We start from the raw sequence: 21,157 nt of genomic DNA on the forward strand, positions 1-21,157 counted from the left end.
AGGACGATAGCCGCCCCCACTCGCCGCCGAACTCGAAGTTATGGATGAAAACGGCCTCGAATCCGTCCATAACGTCGAGTTCGTCGGGAATCACACAGCGGCAGCCGCAAAGCCGATTCGATTGAAACGCTTGTCGCGGGCGATCATGCGCATCGAGGGGTCCTGGGCGATCAGCTCGGCAAGTTCTCGGTGCAGTACTGCGCCCACTCGATCACAGAATTGCTGTGATTCGTCTGCGGCGTCGGGCAACTCGGGAACGATGATGTCGACTACACCGGCCCGGAAGAGATCGAGCGAGCGCACTCCCTGCTTGGTCGCCATCTCGGCGGCGTGAGTGGTGTCTCGGTACACGATGGCCGAGGCACCCTCGGGCGGCAACGGCGAGAGCCAGGCATGCTGAGCGGCGAGCACTCGATCCGCAGGTACCAGCGCCAGCGCACCGCCGCCGGTTCCCTGACCCAACAGCAAAGAGAGCGTAGGGGTTTCGAGGTCGACCATGTCTGCGATGCACCGTGCTATCTCGCCGGCCAGGCCGCCTTCCTCCGCCTCCTTCGACAGCGCTGCGCCTGCAGTATCGATGACGGTGACGAGGGGAAGCTTCAAATCCTGCGCCAGCCGCATGCCGCGTCGAGCCTCCCGCAGAGCCGCGGGGCCGAGTGGCGTCTTCGTCGTCTGACTCCTGCGGTCCTGGCCGAGCAGAACGCACGGCATATCGCCGAACCGTACGAGCGCCAGAATCAACCCCGGGTCGGACTCGCCCTGGCCGGTCCCGTTGAGCGGCAACACGTCTGCAGCTGTATTGAACAGCAACTCGCGCACCCCCGGCCGATCGTTCCTACGCGAGGCCAGAATGGAGGTCCATGCCGGCACGTCCTCGATCTCCCACTCGAGAGCACCGGAATGCCGGACGCGACACGACGGCACATCGGTCATGATGCGTAGTGCACGGTCGACGATCTCACCGAGTTGCTCGGGCGGACGGATGGCGTCGATGAGACCGTGCGCTTGCAGATTTTCCGAGGTCTGCACACCGGCGGGGAACTTCGCGTCGTACAGAGCCTCGTACACGCGGGGCCCGAGGAATCCGACGAGCGCACCGGGCTCGGCAACGGTGACGTGACCGAGCGATCCCCAGGATGCGAAGACGCCGCCGGTGGTGGGGTGCCGCAGATAGACGATGTACGGCAGATTCGCCGCCTTGTGCGCGGTGATCGCCGCGGTGATCTTGACCATCTGCAGAAACGCGACGGTGCCCTCCTGCATGCGCGTTCCACCCGAGGTGGGCAACGCGAGCAGCGGCATTGCCTCGGCGGTGGATCGGTGCACCGCGCTGACCAAGCGTTCACCCGCGGCCACCCCGATGGAACCGGCCAGAAAGGCGAACTCGCCCAGCAGGATTGCCACCTTGCGGCCGCGGATGGTGGCCGATCCGGTGAGAACGGACTCGTCGAGTCCGGTCTTCTCACGCGCCGCAGCCAGTTCGTTCGCGTACTCGTCGTCGATGACGTAGTCGGCAGCCGGGCTGTCCCACGACTCGAAACTTCCGGGATCGATCACCAGATCCAGGAGTTCGAGCGCGGTCATCCTCGTCATCGGATCGCTTCTTTCAACCAGTCGCGGACGAGTTCGTCGTCGGCTCCCAGGACCGGCGGCGCCAGATGTCGGTTCTCGGTGACCTCCGTGCCGTCGGATTCGAAGAATCGCAGCGGCGGCCCGGGCAGGGTCACCGTGCCGAGAGTCTCGTGCTCGACGTCGATGAGCAGGCCCTGAGACTTGGTCTGCTCCCACTCGTACACTTCTTGCACGTTGCGCACTTTGCCTGCAGGAACGCCTATTTCGTCGAGAAGCGCCAACAACGGCTCGGTCTCGTAGGTGCGGAAGATCTTGGACACGAGCTCGACGACGTCGTCGCGACTGTCGACGCGTTGCGGGTTCGTCGCCATGCCCTCGAGGTCGGGATCGATACCGAAGCCTTCACAGAAGCGGTGCCACAGTCCTTCACTGCCCACCGAGATCTGCACGGCTCCATCGGAAGTGGGAAAGAGGCCGTACGGACAGATCGACGGGTGATGGTTGCCCTGCGCCTCACCGATCTCGCCTGCCACGGTCCATTTGGTGCCCTGAAATGCATGCACTCCGACGACGCTGGCCAGCAACGACGTTCGAACCACCTTCCCGCGGCCGGTGCGGTCTCGTTCGCGCAGCGCAGCGAGAACGCCGAAGGCTCCGTACATTCCGGCCAGCAGGTCCGCGATCGGCACCCCTACGCGCTGAACATCGTCGGGGCCGGAGCCGGTGAACGACATCAATCCGGCCTCGCCCTGAGCGATCTGGTCGTAGCCGGACCGGCCACCCTCGGGGCCGTCGTGTCCGAAGCCACTGATCGACAGCACAACCGTGCGCGGGTTGATCTCGGCGATGCGCTCGGGCGAGAAGCCGAGCCGATCGAGCACTCCCGTGCGGAAGTTCTCGAGCAGAACATCCGCGCGTTCGATCATGCGCTCCAACGCTTCTCGGCCATCGTCGGTTTTGAGGTCCAGCGCGATCGACCGCTTGTTGCGGTTGGCCGAGAGGAAGTACGTCGATTCGCGCTCCGCGTCACGCGGGGTGACGAACGGCGGCCCCCACACCCGGGTGTCGTCGCCGCCCTTGGGGGTCTCGACCTTGATGATGTCCGCACCGAGATCTCCGAGCATCATCGCCGCGTGCGGGCCGGCCAGGGCGCGCGTCAGATCCACCACCACGGTGCCGTCGAGCGGTCCGGTTCTGCCTGTCGTGTTGAGGGGCATCGAATTGATCCTTACGTCGAAAGCGATGAGGGGGGTGGATCGCCAGTGTGGCCCATTGGGTCAGTGGACTAGCCAATTTCATTGGACCAGCGATCCGAGGGGAAGTCAAGATCGAGTTCTCGGACGTCCGCGCAGCTCGAGAGCTAGAGCCAGCCGGGCACGACCAGTACCGCCCAGGCGATCAACGGACCGACGACGACGACCAACGCGCTGTATTTCAGGATCTGCTTGTAGAAGACGTCCCGGTCGATGTCCTGGGCGTTGGCAAGAACCAGGGCGCCGTTGGTGGAGAAGGGACTGACGTCGACGATCGTCGAGGCGATGGACAGGGCCACGATGACGCCGATGGCACCGACCTCGCCGGCGAGCAGGAACGGGACGGCCAATGGGATGGTGACGCCGAGGATGGCGGTCGACGACGCGAACGCCGAGACGATGGCACCGATGTAGCACAGCAACAGAGCCACGAGCAGCGGAATGCCGATGCCGGCAACCGCATCACCGACGTACTCGACCGTGCCGGCTTCCTGCAGCACGCCGACGAACGTCAGCACGCCACCGATGAGCAATACCGTCGACCAGCTGATCTGGTTGATCGCACCCTTCTGCGCCTTGGGCGACGCCAGGGCGAGGACCACGGCGACCGTCATGGACACGAAGCCGACATCGAGATCGAGGACGAGTGAGAACAGCGCCAGCGAGGCCAGCCCCACGAGCGTGAGGATCTGATCGAACGTGATGGCCTTGACGGCGGTGGCCAGGGGTGGCGCGTTCTCGACCGTGACCGTCTGACCGGACGGCTTGGGCGTCGACGATCCGAAGCCGCGCATCACAGTTCTCGAGCCGCCCCCGCCTACTCCGCCCGAATCTCCCTCGGGGCGAGTGCCGTCCTCGTCGTGCACGCTACGACCGAGAAGTGCACGTCCGCCCAGGAACATGAACAGCAACGCACCGATTGCGGCGTTGAACAGCATGCTGCCCAGGAACAAGGTGAGTGGGCTGTTGACCAGACCCGCCTTCTGAGCGATGTTGTTGACCGTGACGCCGTAGATGCTGATCGGCGAGAACCCGCCCGCCTGTGCGCCGTGAATGACCATCATGCCCATGAGCAGGGCATTGATCTTGTACCGCGCCGCGAAGCCGAGTGCGATCGGTGCGACGATGGCCACGGCTGCCGGTCCCAGCGCTCCGATGGAGGTCAGCACGCCGGTGATACCGAACATGACCCACGGAATCAGGGCGACCCGGCCACCGACCAGCCGCACCGCACCGCGGACCAGGAGGTCGACCGTGCCGTTGTTCTGGGCGATCGCGAAGAGATAGGTGATACCGACCAGCGTCAGGAACAAGCTGCTCGGGAAGCCGGCGATGATGTCGTCGGTGCCCATGCCCACGGCAATGGTTCCGACGAAGAACGCCGCCACGAACCCCAGCGCGCCCATGTTCACCGGGAACACGGTCGCAGCGAGGAACATGACGACGAGCGCAATGATGGGTATCAACTCGGTCGACATCGAAGGTCTCCGGTTCGTCAGAGGTTGTCCCCCGAGCGGGCGCTCGGGTTCCGTGGCCAATTGGACTAGCCACTGAGTCTTTACAGACTGAACCAGTGAAGTGGATCACTTGTCAACAGTTGCTATGACCCGGGCCACTGCCTACCCGACGGTTAAGGTGGGGGTCCAGAGGAGCAGAGAGCGAGTGACACAGTGGCTGAGCAAATTCGCCCGGTGACCCGACCACGGCTGTACGAGGTCATCGTGGAGCAGCTGTGCAAACACATCGCCGATCGCGACATGAAGCCCGGCGATCGCCTCCCGCCCGAGCGTGAACTGGCGGGTCACCTCGGCGTCAGTAGGGCCTCGCTGAGCCAGGCCCTCGTTGCACTCGAGGTACAGGGCATACTGGCCGTCCGCCACGGCGACGGAGCGGTACTGGTGCGACGGCCCGTGGGAGACATGGCCATTCGCGCCCTGCGCGAGCACGCCGATCGACTGCCCGAGGTGATCGAAGCCCGCGAGGCACTCGAGGTCAAGCTCGCCGAGCTCGCCGCAACCCGCCGCAGCGACGCCGAAATGGCTGCGATCGACCACGCCCTGTCGGTGATGGCGTCGGAGATCACCGACGGAAATCGCGGCGACTCCGGCGACGAGCTGTTCCATCACGCCATCACCGAGGCCGCGCACTCGCCGCTACTCGCCCGCCTCATGGGTGAAATCGCCGGCCTGATTCGCGAAACTCGAATCGAATCATTGTCGCAGTCGAACCGTCCGCAGACTTCATTGGAACACCACCGCCGCATCGCCGACGCTGTGCGACAACAAAATTCGGCCGAGGCCGGACGCGCGATGGCCGAGCACATCCGCCTCGTCTCGGACGTTGCACTGCTCCGCTCCGCGGACAGCTAGAGAACTCACCCGTCGCAGCACATGGTTGACATCCGTGGCCACGTCGGTGCATCGTTATTGGCACAGCGCCAACAACGCGTCGTACGCTCCGACTCGAGGACCCTCCATGACTGCACTCGCAGACCGCACCGACGACCTCACCACCGAGCTCGCCGACGTCCGCCAGCTCGCCCGTAGTTTCTTCGAGAAGGAGGTCGCGCCGCACCGCGAGGAATTCGCGACGGCCGGACGCCCCAGCCGCGAGGTCTACCGGAGTGCGGGCAACCATGGACTCCTGGGAATGTCGATACCCCAGCAGTACGGCGGAGGCGGCGGCGACTTCCGCCACGAGGCGGTGCTGTTCGAGGAACAAGTCCGCTCCGGCGACTCGGCCATGCAGTTGGGTGTGCACAGCGGCATCGTTCCGCACTACATCCTGGCCTACGCCTCCGAAGACAAGAAGCAGCAGTGGCTGCCGAAGCTGTGCTCCGGCGAGTGGATCGGCGCGATCGCGATGACCGAACCGGGAACCGGCTCGGACCTTCAGGGCATCACCACCCGCGCGGTGCGCGACGGCGACGAGTACGTGGTGACAGGCGGAAAGACGTTCATTTCCAACGGGGCTCACTGCAATCTGATCATCATCGCAGCCAAGACCGATCCGGCCGCCGGAGCCCGTGGGCTGTCGCTGCTCGTCGCCGAGGTCTCCGACGACACCGAAGGCTTCCACCGCGGACGGGTACTGCACAAGATCGGTCAGAAAGGCCAGGACACAGCAGAACTCAGCTTCGACGGTCTCCGTGTTCCGGCTGCCAACCTGCTGGGTGAAGAAGGTCGCGGTTTCGCGCAGTTGATGCAGCAGCTTCCTCAGGAACGGCTGATCTGCGGTATCGCCGCCGCCGCGATGATCGAGGCCGCCGTCCAGCAGACCGTCGACTACACCAAGACACGAAACGCATTCGGTAAGACACTGTTCGACCTACAGAACACCAAATTCGAGCTCGCCGAATGCGCCACCATCGGACGCGTCGTCCGCACCTTCGTCGACGACGCAGTGGCCCAACATATTTCGGGATCACTCGACGTGACGACCGCCGCGATGGTCAAGTACTGGACCACCGATCGACAATTCGAGGTGGTCGACCGCTGCCTGCAACTCTTCGGCGGCTACGGCTACATGGAGGAATACCCCATCGCCCGCATGTTCGTCGACGGTCGCATCGCCCGTATCTACGCCGGTGCCAACGAAGTCATGAAAGACCTCATCTCTCGCTCTCTGTAGAACTCGCACCCACCCGAGGATTCGATGAACAGTCCAGCTGCACTGCACACTCCCACCATCACCGGCGAGATCGGTACCGACCGCATCCTCGTTCTGACGATCGACGATCCTGCGCATTCCACGAACACCATGAACGCGGCATTCGGTGAATCGCTCGAGCAGACCGTCGACTGGCTCGAGACCAATTTCGCTGCCTACGAGGGCGTCATCGTCACGTCGGGCAAAGATTCGTTCTTCTCCGGTGGGGACCTCGAATTGCTGCGCGACGCCGGTCCGTCCGACCATGCAGCGATCGCCGACGCACTCGATTTCACGAAGGACAAGTTTCGGCGGCTCGAGACGCTCGGCAAGCCGGTCGTGGCCGCGCTGGGAGGCACCGCGCTCGGCGGTGGTTTCGAGATCGCCCTGGCCTGCCATCATCGAATTGCCCTGAACAACAGCAGGGCTCGATTCGGGCTGCCCGAGGTGACCCTCGGGCTGCTGCCCGGGGCCGGTGGCGTCACCCGAACGGTTCGGATGTTCGGCATCGTCAAGGCTCTGACACAGGTGGTGGGCCAGGGCCAGCAGTATCGGCCGGCGCAGGCCCTCGAACTCGGACTCATCGACGAGGTCGTCGACACCCACGAGCAGATGATGGCGCAGGCACGTTCATGGATCACCGCCAATCTCGGGGCCCTCCAGCCCTGGGACAGGGCGGGATTCACGATCCCCGGCGGTACGGCGTCAGCACCGGCTGTGGCCGCGCAGCTGCCGGCACTCACGGCAACAGTGCGTAAACAGGTCAAGGGCGCACCGATGCCGGCCCCCATCGCAGTCGTTGCCGCGGCAGTGGAAGGATCGGTACTCGACTTCGAGGCCGCCTCGCTCGTCGAAACCCGCTACTGCACGTCGCTCGCCTGCGGGCCGATCTCGGGCAACCTGATCCAGTCGATGTTCTTCGATCTCGGCACCATCACCAAAGGCGCTTCCCGCCCTCCGGCCGAACCACATCGAGTTCCGGAGAAAGTGCTGGTGATCGGGGCCGGAATGATGGGTGCCGCCATTGCCTACGTCGTCGCCTCGGCCGGGGTTCCGGTGATCCTCCGTGATGTCTCGATGGAATCCGCCGAGCGCGGGAAAAGTTATGCACGTTCGGTTCTCGGTAAAGCCGTCGCGAAAGGCCGCGCAAGCCAGGCCGATGCCGATGCGGTGCTCGCGCTCATCACCCCCAGCTCCGACGCGGCGGACGCCGAGGGGTGCGACCTGGTTGTCGAGGCAGTGTTCGAGGATCCCGCCGTCAAGCAGGGTGCCTTCGAGGACGTCGACAAGTACTTGACTGCCGACGCGCTGCTGTGCTCGAATACCTCCACCCTCCCCATCACCGCACTCTCGCAATCTGTTTCGCGAACCGGCGACTTCATCGGCACGCACTTCTTCTCCCCCGTCGACAAGATGCCGTTGGTGGAGATAGTGGTGGGAGAACACACCAGCGACTCCACTCTTGCCCGCGCATTCGACTTCGTCCGCCTGATCGGCAAGACACCCATCGTCGTCGGCGACAGTCACGGCTTCTTCACCACCCGCGTCATCGGCCGATTCATGGACGAGGCGATCTCGCTGGTCGCGGAGGGCGTGCATCCGGCCACCGTCGAGCAGGCCGCACTCCAGGCCGGCTACCCGTCCGGCGCACTGGCTCTGATGGACGAGATTTCGTTGACCCTGTCGCGGCACATCCGCGAGGGCATGGCCGAGGCCGCTCGAGCGGACGGTCGCCCCTGGATCGTCTCGAATTCGTACGCCCTGGTCGATCGCCTCGTCGACGAGTTCGACCGTCCGGGCCGCAAGGCGGGGCGCGGGTTCTACGAGTACGCCGAGGACGGCAGCAAGGTCCGGCTCTGGCCGGGCCTGGTGGAGCACTACCATGACCCCGAACACGGAATTCCGTTCGAGGACATGATGGATCGCATGCTCGTCGCCCAATCGCTTGATTCGGTCGCGTGCCTCGACGAGGGCGTTCTCCGAACCGTCGCCGACGCCAATATCGGTTCCATTCTGGGTATCGGCTTCCCTGCCTGGACCGGCGGTGTGCTGCAGTTCGTCAATCAGTTCGACGGCGGTCTCCCGGGATTCGTGCACCGAGCCGACGAGTTGCGGGCGCGATACGGCGATCGGTTCGTCGTACCCGCGTCGCTGCGAGCGCGCACCGAGCGGTACCTCTGAGATCGCGCTCGCTCGGTTCGGTGCGATCATGACAACCATGCCGGCTGCAAGTACACCCAAGTGGAACCGACTGGAACCGGACGAGCGACGGACCCAGATCTTGGCCGCCGCCGTTCGCTTGTTCGGCGACAAGCCGTACGCCGAGGTCTCCATGGCCGACGTGGCTGCGGCTGCGGGTGTTGCACGCGGGCTCATTCATCACTACATCGGCAGCAAACGCGATCTGTACCTCGAGTGTGTTCGTTTCCTGGTCACCGTGCCGCCGATCGAGGACGTGCACTTGCCCACGGGCTCGGTCGAGGAGAGGGCTCGCGGGAGTGTGCACTGGCTGGTCGGCGTCATCGAGGCACACGGAACGGCGTGGGTGTCGGTGGCGAGCGGCTCGGGCGTGGACCAGCAGGTGGCGCAGATTCTGGACGAGGCGGACGACCTTGCCGCCGAGCGCGTCTTGGACGCAACGGCTTTCGAGACACACCGCGGCGACAGACGCATCGCAACGTCGGCAGTGCGGGCGTTCGGCGGCATGGTGAAGGCGGCAGGTCGCGAGTGGCTGGTGCGCGGCACGCTGACCCGGGACCAGGTGGAAACACTTCTGACAGACGTGCTCGTCACCGTTCTCTCCACCGCACGCTCTCTCGACAACGCCCCAGAACGGTAGCTGGGCAATCCTTTTCACGGTTCACATCCCGTCGATCACTCACGGCTTCGCTATTGACACCACGCCAACAAGGTGGAACTGTGACCGTATTCTCTCGGGCGTACCGCGCCCCCTCTCGCACAAGGGACCTCGCCATGTATCTCACTCAAGGCCTCCATCGCTCCGCAGCCACCACACCTGATCGCGCTGCAACGGTGTTCGGCGATCGCGTGCGCACCTTCTCGGAACAGATCGATCGTGTGGCGAGGTTGGCGGCCGGTCTGCATTCCGTCGGAGTCGAGAGCGGCGATCGAGTGGCAATGCTGGCGTTCAACAGTGACCGCTACTCCGAGTACCTGCTTGCGGTCCCGTGGGCCGATGCCGTGCTCAATCCCGTCAACATTCGGTGGTCACCCGTCGAAGTTGCGTATGCACTCAACGACTCCGGGACCAAGGTACTCATCGTCGACGACACCTTCGGGGCGATGGTTCCGGCTCTACGCGCGTCGTGCCCCGACCTGGCCACCGTCGTCTACTGCGGGGACGGTTCCACCCCTGACGGCATGGTGTCGTACGAGGATCTGGTGGCATCCCACGGTCCCGTTCCCGATGTACGACGCAGCGGCGACGCCCTGGCCGGCCTCTTCTACACCGGCGGCACCACCGGATTCCCCAAGGGCGTCATGCTCTCCCACGCGAATCTGGTGACGTCCGGCCTGGGGACGGTGGCCACCGGACAGCTGCTCGACGACGCGTCGGTACTGCTCCACGCCGCACCGATGTTCCACCTCGCCGATCTGGCTGCATGGGTAGGGCAGGTCATGCTCGGTGGCACCCATGTCATGGTTCCGTTCTTCGAGCCGACCGCCGTCCTCGGCGCGATCGCGAAGCATTCGATCACCGATGTTCTGCTGGTACCGACGATGATTCAGCTTCTGGTCGACCACCCCACGTTGAGCGAGTTCGACACCTCGTCACTCAGCCGCGTGCTGTACGGAGGATCCCCCATCTCCGCCGGGGTCCTCGAACGGACCCTCGCCCGGCTACCGCAGGCCCGCCTCACTCAGGCCTACGGCATGACAGAACTCGCGCCGGTCGCATCTCTGCTGTGGCCGGAACATCATGTTGGACAACGTATCGGGTCGGCGGGACGCGCAGCCCCACACTCGGAGATCTGCATCCTCGGCCCGGACGACGAGGAGCTCGCCACCGGTGACGTCGGAGAAATCTGCGTCCGCGGCGGTCATGTGATGCTGGGCTACTGGAACAAGTCGGAGGAGACCGCGGCCGCCGTTCGAGACGGCTGGATGCACACCGGCGACGTGGGTTACCTCGACTCCGACGGATTCCTGTTCGTCGTCGACCGCTTGAAGGACATGATCATCACCGGCGGCGAGAACGTCTACAGCGCCGAGGTGGAGAGTGCGCTCAGTCGTCATCCCGCCGTTCTGGCCTGCGCCGTGATCGGCGTTCCGGACGAGGAGTGGGGTGAACGAGTTCATGCGTGTGTCGTTCTGGCCGAGGGACTCTCACCCACGACAGCCGAGTTACGCGAGCACACTCGCACCTACGTTGCCGGATACAAAACTCCGCGCACCATCGAGTTCGTCACGGCTCTTCCCATGAGCGGGGCAGGCAAAATCCTCAAGCGCGACCTGCGTGACGCCTACGTCGCGAAGGAAGCGCTCGGAACCGCGACGGATTCGCGCCCGGGCACGACACGAACTCTGTGATCACCGAACCGATTTCACCTGCCATGTCACGGCTGCCCCGAGTGCGGCCAGTACCCCCACTGCCGCGAACAGAGCCGGGTACCCACCGACGGCGGAGAGGAACACGCTCGCGATCAGCGGAGCAATGGCAGGTGGAACGATCGCCCCGATGTTCATCACGCCGAGATCGGTCGCCCGACTGTCGGCGGACGGAAGGACCCCGGTCACCAGTGCCTGATCGACGGCCATGTACGCGCCGAATCCGCCGCCCAGCAACGCAGCCGAGACGAACGTCGCCTCCATCGTGGGATGTACCGCCAGGACGAAGCCGGCAACGGCCTGCATCGATGCCGCAACCGCCACGAAGATCTTTCGGCGACGCATCCTGTCCGACAACGGACCGAAGGTGAACGTGCACAGCACACAGGCGAACAGATAGACGACGGTGACCTCGAGCAGCGCTGCCGTCGGATCGGCGACTCGAAGGCCGTCGGTGAGGAAGAACAGCAAGTAGCAGGTGCCGAGCGAGTTCGCCACGTTGACCAGGATTCGACCCCCGAAGACCCACGCGAAGTCGCGGTGACGCAAAGAAACGAGCAGCGAGGCCACGATGCTGTGTAGGCTCAACAGCGCTGTCGCTGAGTCAGTTTCGCGATACGACAGCAGAAACGGCACCGCGCAGATCACCAGGGCGATCGCCACGCAGAAGTACCCGCCCAGTACCGACAGGGCGAGCGTGGACACCAGGGCCAGGCCCGCCACCACGCCCAGTGCCTGTGGCGCATAGATCGCACTCGACACCGTTCCACGCTGCTCGTCCGCCACACGGTCGGCCACCACGGCTGTCAACCCTGCTGTTGCAGCACTCAATCCGAGCATCGCTACCGACCACGCCGCCCCGATTCCGAAGACGGTGTTCTGCAGCCCGGTGACCACCAACGCACCGGCGAAGAACAGGACACCGCCGCCGAACCAGACGCGCCGTCGCCCCAACCTGCTGCGAGTGCGATCGCACAGCGACCCGCACACAGGCAGACCGATCAGAAGCACCACGGCAGAGACCGCGTTGATCACGGCGAAGTCGAACACCTTCGATTGCGGATCGATCTCCTGCAACCGCTCGGGTAGAAGCAGCTGCAGCGGAACCAGATCGGCCATCCAATAGCCCAGCCACGCCATGGAGAACACGGCAATCCAGAGCGGGCGCACCCGGGCGGTCATCGATCAGTCTCTTCGTACGGGTGCGGCTGTTCCGTATGCACGGCGCACCACCTCGTCGAGGGTCGCCGCCAGCTGCGCGTCGTCGAGGGTGCGCGGGTTCGACACCGACGCGGCGGAAAGGTAGACCCCGCAGAGCCATTCGAGCAGTTCGATGTTCGACAGCGCGGCCCCGAGATCGTGACCGGTGGCCACCGACCCGTGGTGGGCCATGATGACCGCCGACTTGGAGTCCATCGCCGCCACCACCGCGTCCGCGAGCTCGGCGGTACCGAACGGCGCGAACGGCACCACCGGGACCGTGCCGCCGAGTGCCAGCTGCGCGTAGTGCACGGGTGGCAATTCATCCGCGACGAGCGAAAGAGCAACAGCGGCCGACGAATGCGCATGCACCACCGCGCGCGCGTCGCTCTCCTCGTAGATGCCCAGGTGCAAGCCGAGTTCCGATGTCGGCTTGTATGCACCCGCACGTACGACACCATCCATCCCGACGAGCGTGACGTCCTCGATCGTGGCGTCGGCCAGCACCAGGCCGGTCGCCGTCACCGCCACCACCGTGCCCGAGCGTGCGCTCACATTGCCTGCGGTACCGAGAACCAGGCCCCGTCGGCCCAGTTGCCGGGCGGTCTCGGCGACGGACTCTCGGAGTTCGTCGACGTCGGCCGGCATCAGATGGTCCTGCAGGTGCGGGCAAATTTCCGAACGAACTCGAGGTCGTAGGTCCCGAAGTCGGTACCGAGACCCTGCGCCACCTGCGCCGCGGTCGCGTTGCCCAGTTCGGCCGACTCGACGAGATTCGAGTTCAGGGACAGGCCGCGAACGAAGCCGGCCGAGAACGCATCTCCGCATCCACTGGTATCCACCACGTCCACAGCGAACGCGGGCACTTCGACGGTCTCCTCCGCCGTCACGATGAGCGTGGGCGACGCCCCGGCAGTGGCGACGACGCAGGACGCACCGAGTTCGAGCAGCCGGCGGCACCCCTCCTCGACAGTGGCGCAGCCGGTCCAGCCGAGGACCTGCTCGTCGTTCGGCAGCAGGTAGTCGACGTACGGCAGTGCGGGTGCGAAAGCACCGAGTCCTTCCGGAACGGACGGTGCCAGGCTGTCGACGGTGACGACGACGCCGTCCTCGTGGGCGCGGCGCGCGATGTCGCGTGCGGTGTCCGGTCCGAAGAACTCCGGTCCGCCGAGATGCACGAAATCGACGTTGTGAAACATGTTCCACGGAACATGCTGAGACAGATAGCCATTGGCACCGATCACATGCAGAGCCGGCCGGGATCCGTCCGGTCGAATCGGCAACACCGACGCCGACGTCTGCACCCCGTCCATACGATGCACCAGGGAGACGTCCACTCCGTCGTCGGCGAGAAGCTGCAGGAGAAACGCGCCTGCCGAATCATTACCGACGACTCCTGCGGTGTGTACCGCGGCACCCAGTCGGGACAGCACCAGCGCCGTTCCCGCGGCGGTGCCCGCGGCCGACGTCGCGATCTGCTCCGCCAGTACGGCCTGCTGACCGTCTGGTATCTCGGTCACCGGACGAACCAGAGTGTCGAGTACGTGCACCCCTAGAGTGAGGACTTCCGCCGGTTCTCTCATCGGATCGACGCGGTTCGCTCGGAGAGGATCAGCGTCTCGAGGTTGCACATCGAGACGTCGAATCGTGCGGACATCCCGGCGGTCGCGATCGGCCGCACAATACGTCCCAGCCAGCTCGGAGCCACATCGAACCAGAACTCGAAGGTCATCGCAGTGGAGGTTGCGCCGCTGAGCGGTGCGAAGCGAAATACGTTGGCCACGTTGGTCAGCGGCGCGAATCCTTCTCCCGAATCGATCCGCAGTCGGTTCGGTTCCAGGTGCCGAACCGTCCAGGTGGCGTGACTGGTGAAGCGACCGAGCGTCGCCACCTCCTCGGTGTAGACACCGCCGGTGCGCGCGGTGCCGTGATGCGTGGTGACGGCCCGAACGTCGGTGACCCACTCCGCGTAGCGACTGGTGTCACTGGTCAGTGCCCAGACCTCCTCCGGGCTCGCTGAGAGCGTGCGATGGGCCGAGACTACGAAGCGTTGTTCCACGAGTGTTCTCCTTCGGTCGAAAGTAGTTCTGCTGCTGCGATTTGACCCGATCGCACGGCACCGTCCATGTATCCGTTCCAGTAGTCGGAGTGTTCGGCACCTGCCCAGTGCACGCGCCCGAACGCGGTGTCGCGCCACCGGCCCAGCCCGGTCAACACACCGGGAGGCAGCACCGCGGTCGGACCGCCGCGTGTCCATTGCTCGCGGGTCCAATCCAGCTCGATCCATTCGGTCGGTTCCAGCGCGCGGGGACCCACCGCGGAGGCGAAGGCGCGAAGAACCTCGCCGCGTCGCTCGAATTCGTTGCCGTCGGACCAATTCCGACCTCCTCGATGGCGTGCGCCCCAGGTACCGACGAAGCCCATCAGCACTCCGTGGCTTCCGTCGGGAGGTGAGTTGTCGAACATCGAGGACACCGGTACGTCGCTGTCGCGAAAGAGTGCCTGGCCGGAGAGCCCGCTGGTGCGCCAGAACGGCTCGGGATACACGGCCTCACACTTGGCCAATCCGCCGAAGTTCATTCGCTGGAACAGCGCTTCCTGGGGCGCGGGCAGAGCTGGGCTCCAGTCGATTCGAGAGGCCAGCACTGGCGGAATCGCGACGATGGCCGAACGAGCTACCCACGATTCGGTATCACTGTGCACCACCACCCGGTCCGGATACTGCTCCACCCGCCGCACGGGAGTGTCGAGTCGGACGGCATCCCCCAGCTGTTCGGCCAACACGATCGAGATCGCCTGGGAGCCACCGTGAAATCTCCACTGTTGCGCTCCCCCAGCCACACTCATCAGTCGGTCCACCGTGCCGGGGGTGTACTCGTTACCCGCCCCGGCCACGTACGCCAAGCCGAAGAGCGCGGATACGTCGGCGGCCGTGCCGCCGAACACCGAGCCGAGCAGGATGTCGAGTAGCTCCACCCCACCGTCGGTGGCCGCGTGGCGACGAGCCCAGGTGGCCAGAGTTTGGGTGTCCCACTCGTGCGCACGGGGCGCATCCCACGGCCTGTCCACGGGAATCTGTTTGGCGGCTCGATCGATTCGTGCAACCAGCATTCCGACGTCGGGTAGCGAAGTGGGGTCGGGTGGGACACCACCGGCGAAGCGTCGGGCACGTCCGTTCTTGACGTAGATACTCGATCCGATGTCATGGGCTGGGAACGTGGCGACCCCGACCGAGGCGGCCAGGCGAAGGATGTGGTCCTGCGTCGGACCGACGAACTGCCCGCCGGTCTCCACCACAGCGTCTTCGCCGATCGTATGGTTGACCGTCCTCCCGCCGACCCGATCTCGGGCTTCCAGAACCTGGACGGTCAGGCCCACCGCTGTCAGCTCCCTGGCTGCGGTCAGACCCGCCAGCCCTGCTCCGACGACTACTACGTCCACCCGATGGGGTACCGAACTTTCGCTCATGGTGTTCCTTTCGGGGTCTGCGATGCGGGTATCGGCGACAGTATCTCAATCTTGGCCACATGGCCAGGATTGGCGGTCATTGCTCGTCGACCAGCACCGCGATGAATTGTCGCCGGCACCCCGACTACGTTGTAGTGATGCCCGAAGACCGCAGGACGACGCGCTACGCACGCGGCCAGGAGCGACGCGACGCCCTGGTGGAGGCCGCGATCGGTGTTATCGGCACTCGCGGCCTCGAACGCGTCTCGTTTCGGTCCGTGGCCGAGGCCGCCGGCTTTCCGCCGTCGACCACCAGCTATTTCTTCGGCTCGGTCGGTGAACTCATCGACGCGGCGATCACCCGCATCGCCGAGAACGTGACGGCGAAGGTCACCGCTCTCCTCGACGTCGCGCAGACCGGCGGGCTCACCCGAGACGATCTCGCCGACGCGATCATGGACCTCGTCTCGCTACTGTCCTCTCCCGAAGACGACGACTCCCTGGTGCAGTTCGAGGCGTATCTCGCCGTGCGCAGACGGCCCGAGCTCGCGGATTCGGTGCACCGAATCATGCGGATGATCGAGGAGGCGGCCGAGGCGGCGCTCGGGGCATTCGGCATCCCGGAACCACATCTACCGGCTCGGCATTTCCTGGCTTTGATCGACGGCTACACCCTGCACGAGATCGCAAGGCCGACACCGGGTGGCAACCGAACTGCGTTGCGAGACGCCCTGTTTCGGGTTCTGGATTCGTACGATCGGGCACCCTGACCACAGCCCGCGTTGCTACAAACCAGCGCGCTCGAGGATCTCGTCCCAGTGGATTTCTGCCTCCGCCTCACCCATGCCGGTTTCGGCGATGCGCTCGTAGTCGCCGATCAATGAGTCAGCTACCCGCTCATAGCGTTCGAGCCATTCTTCCTTGTCGTCGCGCCAGTATCCGACGACGGCCATGCGGTGGGCAGGGAACCCGATCTCACTGCGGAAGTACTTACGTACGCCTCTACCAGCCGACGCCTCGCCGCCGAACCAGACGTACCCGTTGCCCGTCGGAACTCGAAACGTGCGCACAGCATCGACGAGTTGCGATGGTGCGCGACCATTTCCGGCCACCCGCCAGTCCATGGTGACCGAGGCCGCCGATCGAACGTCCAGTACGTCGCCGTCGTGCGCCACCTCGACGATCGCATGCGCACGCAGGCCGGCGGGCAACTGCTCGAGTGCACGGCACAGCGCGGGTAGCCCCGGTAGATCGGCCACGAACAACATCCACTCCGTGTCGGCAGGCGGCTCGTACCACGACCGAGTTCCCCACATCCCCAGCGCCGTACCCGGCTCGGCCGAGCGGGCCCAGTCTGCGGCCACGCCGCCGACGTGGTCCACGAAGTCGATCGTGATCCGGTTCTCGTCCCAGCGCCGGACGGTGTAATTGCGGCATTCACGAACCACGTCGTCGTGATGCGCGAGAACGCCGTCGCGTCGGATCATCTCGGGCGGTACGTCCTCTTCGTCGGCCGGAAAGTACAGGTGCACGATTTCGTCGGGCACTCCGCTCGACTCGAACCCGCGCGCATCGGACGCATCGAACACGACGCGAATCAGTGACGGCGACAATCGATTCGATTCGACTACCCGCGCGGTGAGGTATCCACCCTCGTCACGTCGGCCGGCCATGCGAGGCCTTCAGCCCTGCTCTGCCGGCTCGACGAACATCGATTCGATGTCGTCCATGATCTTGTTCAGGCCGATCGGGTCCGACGAATTCCACACGCTCGCCGAGACCCAGTGCACCCGATTCTGCTGCACCGCAGGCAGTGTGGCCCACAGCGGTGCCGCGATGATCGCATCCCGTTCACTGTCGGCACCCTGGTCGGTGTACACGAACAGGGTGTCGGCAGAGTTCAGCGTGTTCAACGTCTCGTCGGTGATGTCGATACGAAACAGGCTCGGATCCTGCTGACCCTCCGGCTGCGCCATGCCCAGACCACGGAAGGCAATGCTCTCGCCGGTCCCGACACGAATCGAGTACTCGCCGCGCTCGCTCAATCGAACAGCGGAGACCGGCTTGCCTGCCAGGCCCGCGTCGGCAACTCGCTGCTTCAGCGCGGCCATGCGTTCGCTCAGACCCTGTATGAGGCCTGTTGCCTCACTCTGCTTTCCGAGCGCATCCCCCACGGCCTCAACCCCATGGGAGACATCCTCGAGCGAGACCCCGTCGTTGTACGCAAAGCCGTAGGTCGGAACTCCGCTGGCCGTGAGCTTGTCGTAGATCTCCTTGTTCCACGCCTTCTCACCTTCGCCGTCGTACCCGGCGACCACGACGATCAGATCGGGGTCCTGGGCGAGAATTCCTTCGACGTTGGGATCGAAGCCGCCACCCTCGCCCGCAATGTTCGCGATGTCGCCGATGCGCTCGTCGACGTGCGCAGGTAGTGCCAGCGGGTTGAAGGACGCGGCCACAGGATTCACATCGAGCGACAGCATCAGTGCCAGCGAGATGGGGTCGGCGGCGACAACCCGGGCGGGCCGCTCGGGAACCTCGACCGGGCCGAAGTAGTCCTGCACCGTTCTGGCGCCGGCGACCTCAGCTGGACTCGACGGTTCAGACGTGGCACTCGAGCATCCGACCAGAGCTAGGGCGAGTGCCCCGACGAGCGTGTACAACCCGGCAGAGGCGGAACGTCTCAGCGGCGCGGTTGCGCGGCCGTGGAACACGAAGAATCGAGGCATGACTGGGCAGCCTAGCCTAACTACTTGCGCCGGTGGTCGTCGCCGACGAGCAACGGCACGATGCTGCGGTGCGCGAAGGCCAGCAGATCGTCGTACGTCTCGAGTGCAGCGCCCGCTGCCGGGGTCAGCAGAATCGAATGCACGACGCGGACCACGATTTCCGGGGCGTCGGGTACTGCGAAACTGTCCGAGTCCAGCCCTCCCCGGGCGATCTGGGCGGCAGCGTCTATTGCGGACGCGAGCAGGGTCGACGCATTGGTCGTCAACTGTTCCAGTACCAGCGCACTCTCGGAGTCGAACATCTTGAGGAGGACGGGGTTGGTTCGCACCGACTCGATCGTCGTCGCGAATCCGTGCGCGGCACGATCCGCCCGTGACGATTGTTCGGCGGCCGCTGCCGCCACCGCGACGAACAGTCTCGTCGACTCACGTGCCATGACCGCGCGCACCAGCTCGTCCTTGGATCCGATGCGGCGATAGACCGTCACCCGGTTGATCTTGGCGCGCTTGGCCACGTCTCCGATGGTCGTTCTGGGGATGCCGACCTCGCCGAACAACTCCAATGCGGCATCGAGGATCGGCCCGTCGTCACCGTCTGGATGCATCGTCCGATCTTAACGGCACCCTCGATGATTGAATGCAACATTGCAACACTTTCTGTTGCTATGTAGCATCAGCTCATCAGCATTTCGACGAATGGAGCTCGAATGTCTCGTGACCGAGCGATCGACCCGAACGCGCGCCACTTGGACGAGTCCTACGCGATCGTGGCCCGCGCAGTGACGTTCGACTGGACCGGCGTTCCGCTGCAATACATTCCGCACGAGTGGTACGCCACGCACTTCTGGAACGTGATGCACCTGGTGCTGCCGGAGGGCGAACGGGCGATGGCCGACGTGTTCGCCCTCGCGCTTCCGTACATCGACGACCGCAGACTGCACGAGGAGGTCGTCGGTTTCGTCGGACAAGAAGCCACGCACGCGTCCTCGCACGAGAGCTTTCGTACGTACCTCGTCGCGCACGGAGTCGACATCGAGCCCATCCTGCGGCGCATTCGATTCGCGGTGGGCGTGGTGTTCGGCGATCACGGCCTCACCGGGCGCGCGGGCAAGGCCTGGCTCGACGAGCGCCTCGGGATCTACGCCGCAGCCGAGCATTTCACCGCAGTAGTGGGCGAATGGCTTTTGGACAACACCGAATTCGACCGCCTCGGTGTCGATCCGACGATGCTGGACCTGCTTCGCTGGCACGGAGCCGAGGAACTCGAACACCGCAACGTTGCCTTCGACGCATTCCAGTACGTCGACGGGGGTGCATTTCGCCGCGCCCGCACCGCAGTGATAGCCAGCGCGGGCTTGGCCGTGCTGTGGTTCAGTACCGCCGCGTACCTGTACAAGAACTCGGTGGCCACCCCGCGCACCGGGAAACGCCGGTTTCGCACCCCCTGGCCTCTCGCCTTCGCACGAGCATCCCGCAAGCACCTGATACCGGGCCTGTCGTTCCTGTTCGTCCAACTCGCCCTGTACATCCGACCGGGTTTCCACCCGTCGAACATGGGCGACATCGACAAGGCCGTGCGGTATCTCGCGACATCACCTGCGGCACTGGCGGCCCAGCAGTGACCACCGAAACAGCCTCGAGGCACAGCCACCTGGGCGAAATCACGGTGACAGACCCCGGCCGCGGTCTCCGAGCCATCGCTGCGGCGTCTCGGGTGTACGCAAGACTGGTCACCGACTCGTCCGTCGTGACCGCCCTCTCCCCGGCGCGACCGCGCCGATGCGTCGGCTACGAATTCGAGACCACCATCGACGAGATCGTCGACGAGGCCGAGGACGTGCGCTCACTTCTACTGCGTCGCAGCGACGGAAGCGCATTGCCGACCTGGTTGCCCGGTGCACACATCGACGTGACCACACCGGCAGGCTCGGTTCGGCAGTACTCGCTCACAGGTCGGCCGGTAGGCGGAGATCGATATCGCATCGGTGTCCGCAGGATCCCCGGCGGCACGGCCTCCACCGAGATACACGGTCTTGTTCCAGGAGACACCCTCCGAGTCCGTGGACCCCGCAACGCATTTCCCATGGCCGCAGCCGAGCACTACTTGTTCGTCGCGGCCGGCATCGGCATCACACCCATTCGGCCCATGATCGAGCGGGCCGTCGCCGACGGCGCACCGTGGACCCTCTACTACCACGGCAGATCTCGTGCGAGCCTGCCGTTTGTCACCGAGCTACAGGAGCTGGCTCTCACCTCCCGCGGTCACGTGATCGTCAAAACCGATGACGTAGAGGGACTTCCGATTCCGTCGCACATTGTCGATCTCGGGACGGGATCCTCGGCCCTGTACGTCTGCGGCCCCGCGGCACTCTCGCGCCGGCTGCGCGAGGAGGCCGCCCGAAGTACAGCGGTTCGAGAGTTCCACACCGAGCTGTTCGCACCCGCCCCCGTGGTCGACGGCCGTCCATTCGTGCTGACGCTCGCACGTTCCGGCGACACCGTCGAAGTCGGCGCACAGGAGACCGCCCTCGACGCCCTCCGACGAGTCCGACCGGATCAGCCGTTCTCGTGCCGCCAGGGTTTCTGCGGTGCCTGCGTCGTCGGCCTCACCGGCGGACGCGTCGACCATCGCGATCGCGTGCTGAGCAGCACCGAACGCGAGAACTCACTCACCCTGTGCGTCTCACGCGGCGCGGTCGAGGGCGAAATTCTCGTCCTCGATCTGTAGAAGGAGCCACA

General features: G+C 65.0%; 19 protein-coding genes. 8 read left to right on the forward strand and 11 right to left on the reverse strand.

All coding sequences use genetic code 11. From position 1 onward, the window contains the following. Positions 1 to 90: 90 nt before the first annotated feature. The 3 genes from E4P29_RS11415 to E4P29_RS11425 all read right to left on the reverse strand — a co-directional run bounded on the left by E4P29_RS11415 (position 91) and on the right by E4P29_RS11425 (position 4,303). Positions 91 to 1,593, reverse strand: a complete 1,503-nt coding sequence (locus E4P29_RS11415; RefSeq protein WP_135044694.1) for a carboxyl transferase domain-containing protein — start codon at positions 1,591 to 1,593, stop codon at positions 91 to 93. Then, positions 1,590 to 2,789: a CoA transferase gene (locus tag E4P29_RS11420; protein ID WP_032373533.1), complete on the reverse strand. Its 1,200-nt coding sequence runs from the start codon at positions 2,787 to 2,789 to the stop codon at positions 1,590 to 1,592. Before E4P29_RS11420 ends, E4P29_RS11415 begins: the two co-directional genes overlap by 4 nt. Positions 2,790 to 2,932: 143 nt before the next feature. Beyond that, positions 2,933 to 4,303 carry an SLC13 family permease gene (locus E4P29_RS11425; RefSeq protein WP_027494694.1) on the reverse strand — a complete coding sequence of 457 codons (1,371 nt, stop codon included), beginning with the start codon at positions 4,301 to 4,303 and terminating at the stop codon, positions 2,933 to 2,935. 192 nt (positions 4,304 to 4,495) lie between these two features. Here E4P29_RS11425 and E4P29_RS11430 point away from each other — a divergent pair, with 192 nt between their 5' ends. The 5 genes from E4P29_RS11430 to E4P29_RS11450 all read left to right on the forward strand — a co-directional run bounded on the left by E4P29_RS11430 (position 4,496) and on the right by E4P29_RS11450 (position 11,024). Further along, positions 4,496 to 5,194 carry a FadR/GntR family transcriptional regulator gene (locus E4P29_RS11430; protein ID WP_135044697.1) on the forward strand — a complete coding sequence of 233 codons (699 nt, stop codon included), beginning with the start codon at positions 4,496 to 4,498 and terminating at the stop codon, positions 5,192 to 5,194. A gap of 106 nt (positions 5,195 to 5,300) precedes the next feature. After that, on the forward strand, positions 5,301 to 6,455 hold the full coding sequence (locus tag E4P29_RS11435) for an acyl-CoA dehydrogenase family protein (RefSeq protein WP_135044699.1): 1,155 nt from the start codon (positions 5,301 to 5,303) through the stop codon (positions 6,453 to 6,455). A gap of 24 nt (positions 6,456 to 6,479) precedes the next feature. Beyond that, positions 6,480 to 8,654: a 3-hydroxyacyl-CoA dehydrogenase NAD-binding domain-containing protein gene (locus E4P29_RS11440; protein WP_135044701.1), complete on the forward strand. Its 2,175-nt coding sequence runs from the start codon at positions 6,480 to 6,482 to the stop codon at positions 8,652 to 8,654. Between the two features lie 28 nt (positions 8,655 to 8,682). After that, positions 8,683 to 9,312 (forward strand): TetR/AcrR family transcriptional regulator, encoded by a 630-nt coding sequence (locus tag E4P29_RS11445; RefSeq protein ID WP_306427547.1) that lies wholly within the window; start codon positions 8,683 to 8,685, stop codon positions 9,310 to 9,312. A gap of 134 nt (positions 9,313 to 9,446) precedes the next feature. After that, a complete protein-coding gene (locus E4P29_RS11450) occupies positions 9,447 to 11,024 on the forward strand; it encodes a long-chain fatty acid--CoA ligase (RefSeq protein ID WP_135044955.1) in 1,578 nt (525 codons plus the stop codon). Here the strand turns inward: E4P29_RS11450 and E4P29_RS11455 are convergent, their stop codons facing one another. Genes E4P29_RS11455 through E4P29_RS11475 form a run of 5 tightly spaced genes read right to left on the reverse strand, consistent with a single transcriptional unit; the run spans position 11,025 to position 15,710 of the window. After that, positions 11,025 to 12,224, reverse strand: coding sequence for an MFS transporter (locus E4P29_RS11455; protein WP_135044703.1), 1,200 nt, complete (start codon positions 12,222 to 12,224; stop codon positions 11,025 to 11,027). Between the two features lie 3 nt (positions 12,225 to 12,227). After that, on the reverse strand, positions 12,228 to 12,890 hold the full coding sequence (locus E4P29_RS11460) for a class II aldolase/adducin family protein (protein ID WP_094716101.1): 663 nt from the start codon (positions 12,888 to 12,890) through the stop codon (positions 12,228 to 12,230). Beyond that, positions 12,890 to 13,825, reverse strand: a complete 936-nt coding sequence (locus E4P29_RS11465; protein WP_094716100.1) for a PfkB family carbohydrate kinase — start codon at positions 13,823 to 13,825, stop codon at positions 12,890 to 12,892. Before E4P29_RS11465 ends, E4P29_RS11460 begins: the two co-directional genes overlap by 1 nt. After that, positions 13,822 to 14,301, reverse strand: coding sequence for an SRPBCC family protein (locus tag E4P29_RS11470; protein ID WP_094716099.1), 480 nt, complete (start codon positions 14,299 to 14,301; stop codon positions 13,822 to 13,824). Before E4P29_RS11470 ends, E4P29_RS11465 begins: the two co-directional genes overlap by 4 nt. Further along, complete coding sequence (locus E4P29_RS11475; RefSeq protein WP_135044705.1) at positions 14,283 to 15,710, reverse strand: FAD-dependent oxidoreductase; 1,428 nt, start codon at positions 15,708 to 15,710, stop codon at positions 14,283 to 14,285. Before E4P29_RS11475 ends, E4P29_RS11470 begins: the two co-directional genes overlap by 19 nt. 137 nt (positions 15,711 to 15,847) lie before the next feature. On the opposite strand from E4P29_RS11475, the gene E4P29_RS11480 reads away from it, so the two are divergent. Beyond that, complete coding sequence (locus E4P29_RS11480; RefSeq protein ID WP_135044707.1) at positions 15,848 to 16,459, forward strand: TetR family transcriptional regulator; 612 nt, start codon at positions 15,848 to 15,850, stop codon at positions 16,457 to 16,459. 15 nt (positions 16,460 to 16,474) lie between these two features. Here E4P29_RS11480 and E4P29_RS11485 read toward each other — a convergent pair whose 3' ends face one another. Genes E4P29_RS11485 through E4P29_RS11495 form a run of 3 tightly spaced genes read right to left on the reverse strand, consistent with a single transcriptional unit; the run spans position 16,475 to position 19,023 of the window. Next, on the reverse strand, positions 16,475 to 17,362 hold the full coding sequence (locus E4P29_RS11485) for a siderophore-interacting protein (RefSeq protein ID WP_135044709.1): 888 nt from the start codon (positions 17,360 to 17,362) through the stop codon (positions 16,475 to 16,477). A gap of 9 nt (positions 17,363 to 17,371) precedes the next feature. Continuing rightward, entirely contained in the window at positions 17,372 to 18,418 is a 1,047-nt protein-coding gene (locus E4P29_RS11490; RefSeq protein ID WP_135044711.1) for an ABC transporter substrate-binding protein, read from the reverse strand. A 20-nt stretch (positions 18,419 to 18,438) separates the two neighbouring features. Further along, positions 18,439 to 19,023 carry a TetR/AcrR family transcriptional regulator gene (locus E4P29_RS11495; protein ID WP_135044713.1) on the reverse strand — a complete coding sequence of 195 codons (585 nt, stop codon included), beginning with the start codon at positions 19,021 to 19,023 and terminating at the stop codon, positions 18,439 to 18,441. A 102-nt stretch (positions 19,024 to 19,125) separates the two neighbouring features. Between E4P29_RS11495 and E4P29_RS11500 the strand changes: the two genes are divergently transcribed. Both E4P29_RS11500 and E4P29_RS11505 read left to right on the forward strand, forming a co-directional pair. Continuing rightward, entirely contained in the window at positions 19,126 to 20,040 is a 915-nt protein-coding gene (locus E4P29_RS11500) for a metal-dependent hydrolase (protein ID WP_135044714.1), read from the forward strand. After that, positions 20,037 to 21,146: a PDR/VanB family oxidoreductase gene (locus E4P29_RS11505; RefSeq protein WP_245154269.1), complete on the forward strand. Its 1,110-nt coding sequence runs from the start codon at positions 20,037 to 20,039 to the stop codon at positions 21,144 to 21,146. Before E4P29_RS11500 ends, E4P29_RS11505 begins: the two co-directional genes overlap by 4 nt. The last annotated feature ends 11 nt before the right edge of the window (positions 21,147 to 21,157 follow it).

The organism is Rhodococcus sp. 1R11 (assembly GCF_004563845.1).
GTDB lineage: Bacteria > Actinomycetota > Actinomycetes > Mycobacteriales > Mycobacteriaceae > Rhodococcoides.

Bases quoted from the DNA above. Each gene is read 5' to 3' on its own strand.
- E4P29_RS11455 (WP_135044703.1), bottom strand. From the start codon at position 12,224: ATGACCGCCCGGGTGCGCCCGCTCTGGATTGCCGTGTTCTCCATGGCG.
- E4P29_RS11440 (WP_135044701.1), top strand. From the start codon at position 6,480: ATGAACAGTCCAGCTGCACTGCACACTCCCACCATCACCGGCGAGATC.
- E4P29_RS11485 (WP_135044709.1), bottom strand. From the start codon at position 17,362: ATGGCCGGCCGACGTGACGAGGGTGGATACCTCACCGCGCGGGTAGTC.
- E4P29_RS11435 (WP_135044699.1), top strand. From the start codon at position 5,301: ATGACTGCACTCGCAGACCGCACCGACGACCTCACCACCGAGCTCGCC.
- E4P29_RS11500 (WP_135044714.1), top strand. From the start codon at position 19,126: ATGTCTCGTGACCGAGCGATCGACCCGAACGCGCGCCACTTGGACGAG.
- E4P29_RS11495 (WP_135044713.1), bottom strand. From the start codon at position 19,023: ATGCATCCAGACGGTGACGACGGGCCGATCCTCGATGCCGCATTGGAG.
- E4P29_RS11420 (WP_032373533.1), bottom strand. From the start codon at position 2,789: ATGCCCCTCAACACGACAGGCAGAACCGGACCGCTCGACGGCACCGTG.
- E4P29_RS11480 (WP_135044707.1), top strand. From the start codon at position 15,848: ATGCCCGAAGACCGCAGGACGACGCGCTACGCACGCGGCCAGGAGCGA.
- E4P29_RS11415 (WP_135044694.1), bottom strand. From the start codon at position 1,593: ATGACGAGGATGACCGCGCTCGAACTCCTGGATCTGGTGATCGATCCC.
- E4P29_RS11460 (WP_094716101.1), bottom strand. From the start codon at position 12,890: ATGCCGGCCGACGTCGACGAACTCCGAGAGTCCGTCGCCGAGACCGCC.
- E4P29_RS11465 (WP_094716100.1), bottom strand. From the start codon at position 13,825: ATGAGAGAACCGGCGGAAGTCCTCACTCTAGGGGTGCACGTACTCGAC.
- E4P29_RS11425 (WP_027494694.1), bottom strand. From the start codon at position 4,303: ATGTCGACCGAGTTGATACCCATCATTGCGCTCGTCGTCATGTTCCTC.
- E4P29_RS11490 (WP_135044711.1), bottom strand. From the start codon at position 18,418: ATGCCTCGATTCTTCGTGTTCCACGGCCGCGCAACCGCGCCGCTGAGA.
- E4P29_RS11445 (WP_306427547.1), top strand. From the start codon at position 8,683: ATGACAACCATGCCGGCTGCAAGTACACCCAAGTGGAACCGACTGGAA.
- E4P29_RS11475 (WP_135044705.1), bottom strand. From the start codon at position 15,710: ATGAGCGAAAGTTCGGTACCCCATCGGGTGGACGTAGTAGTCGTCGGA.
- E4P29_RS11450 (WP_135044955.1), top strand. From the start codon at position 9,447: ATGTATCTCACTCAAGGCCTCCATCGCTCCGCAGCCACCACACCTGAT.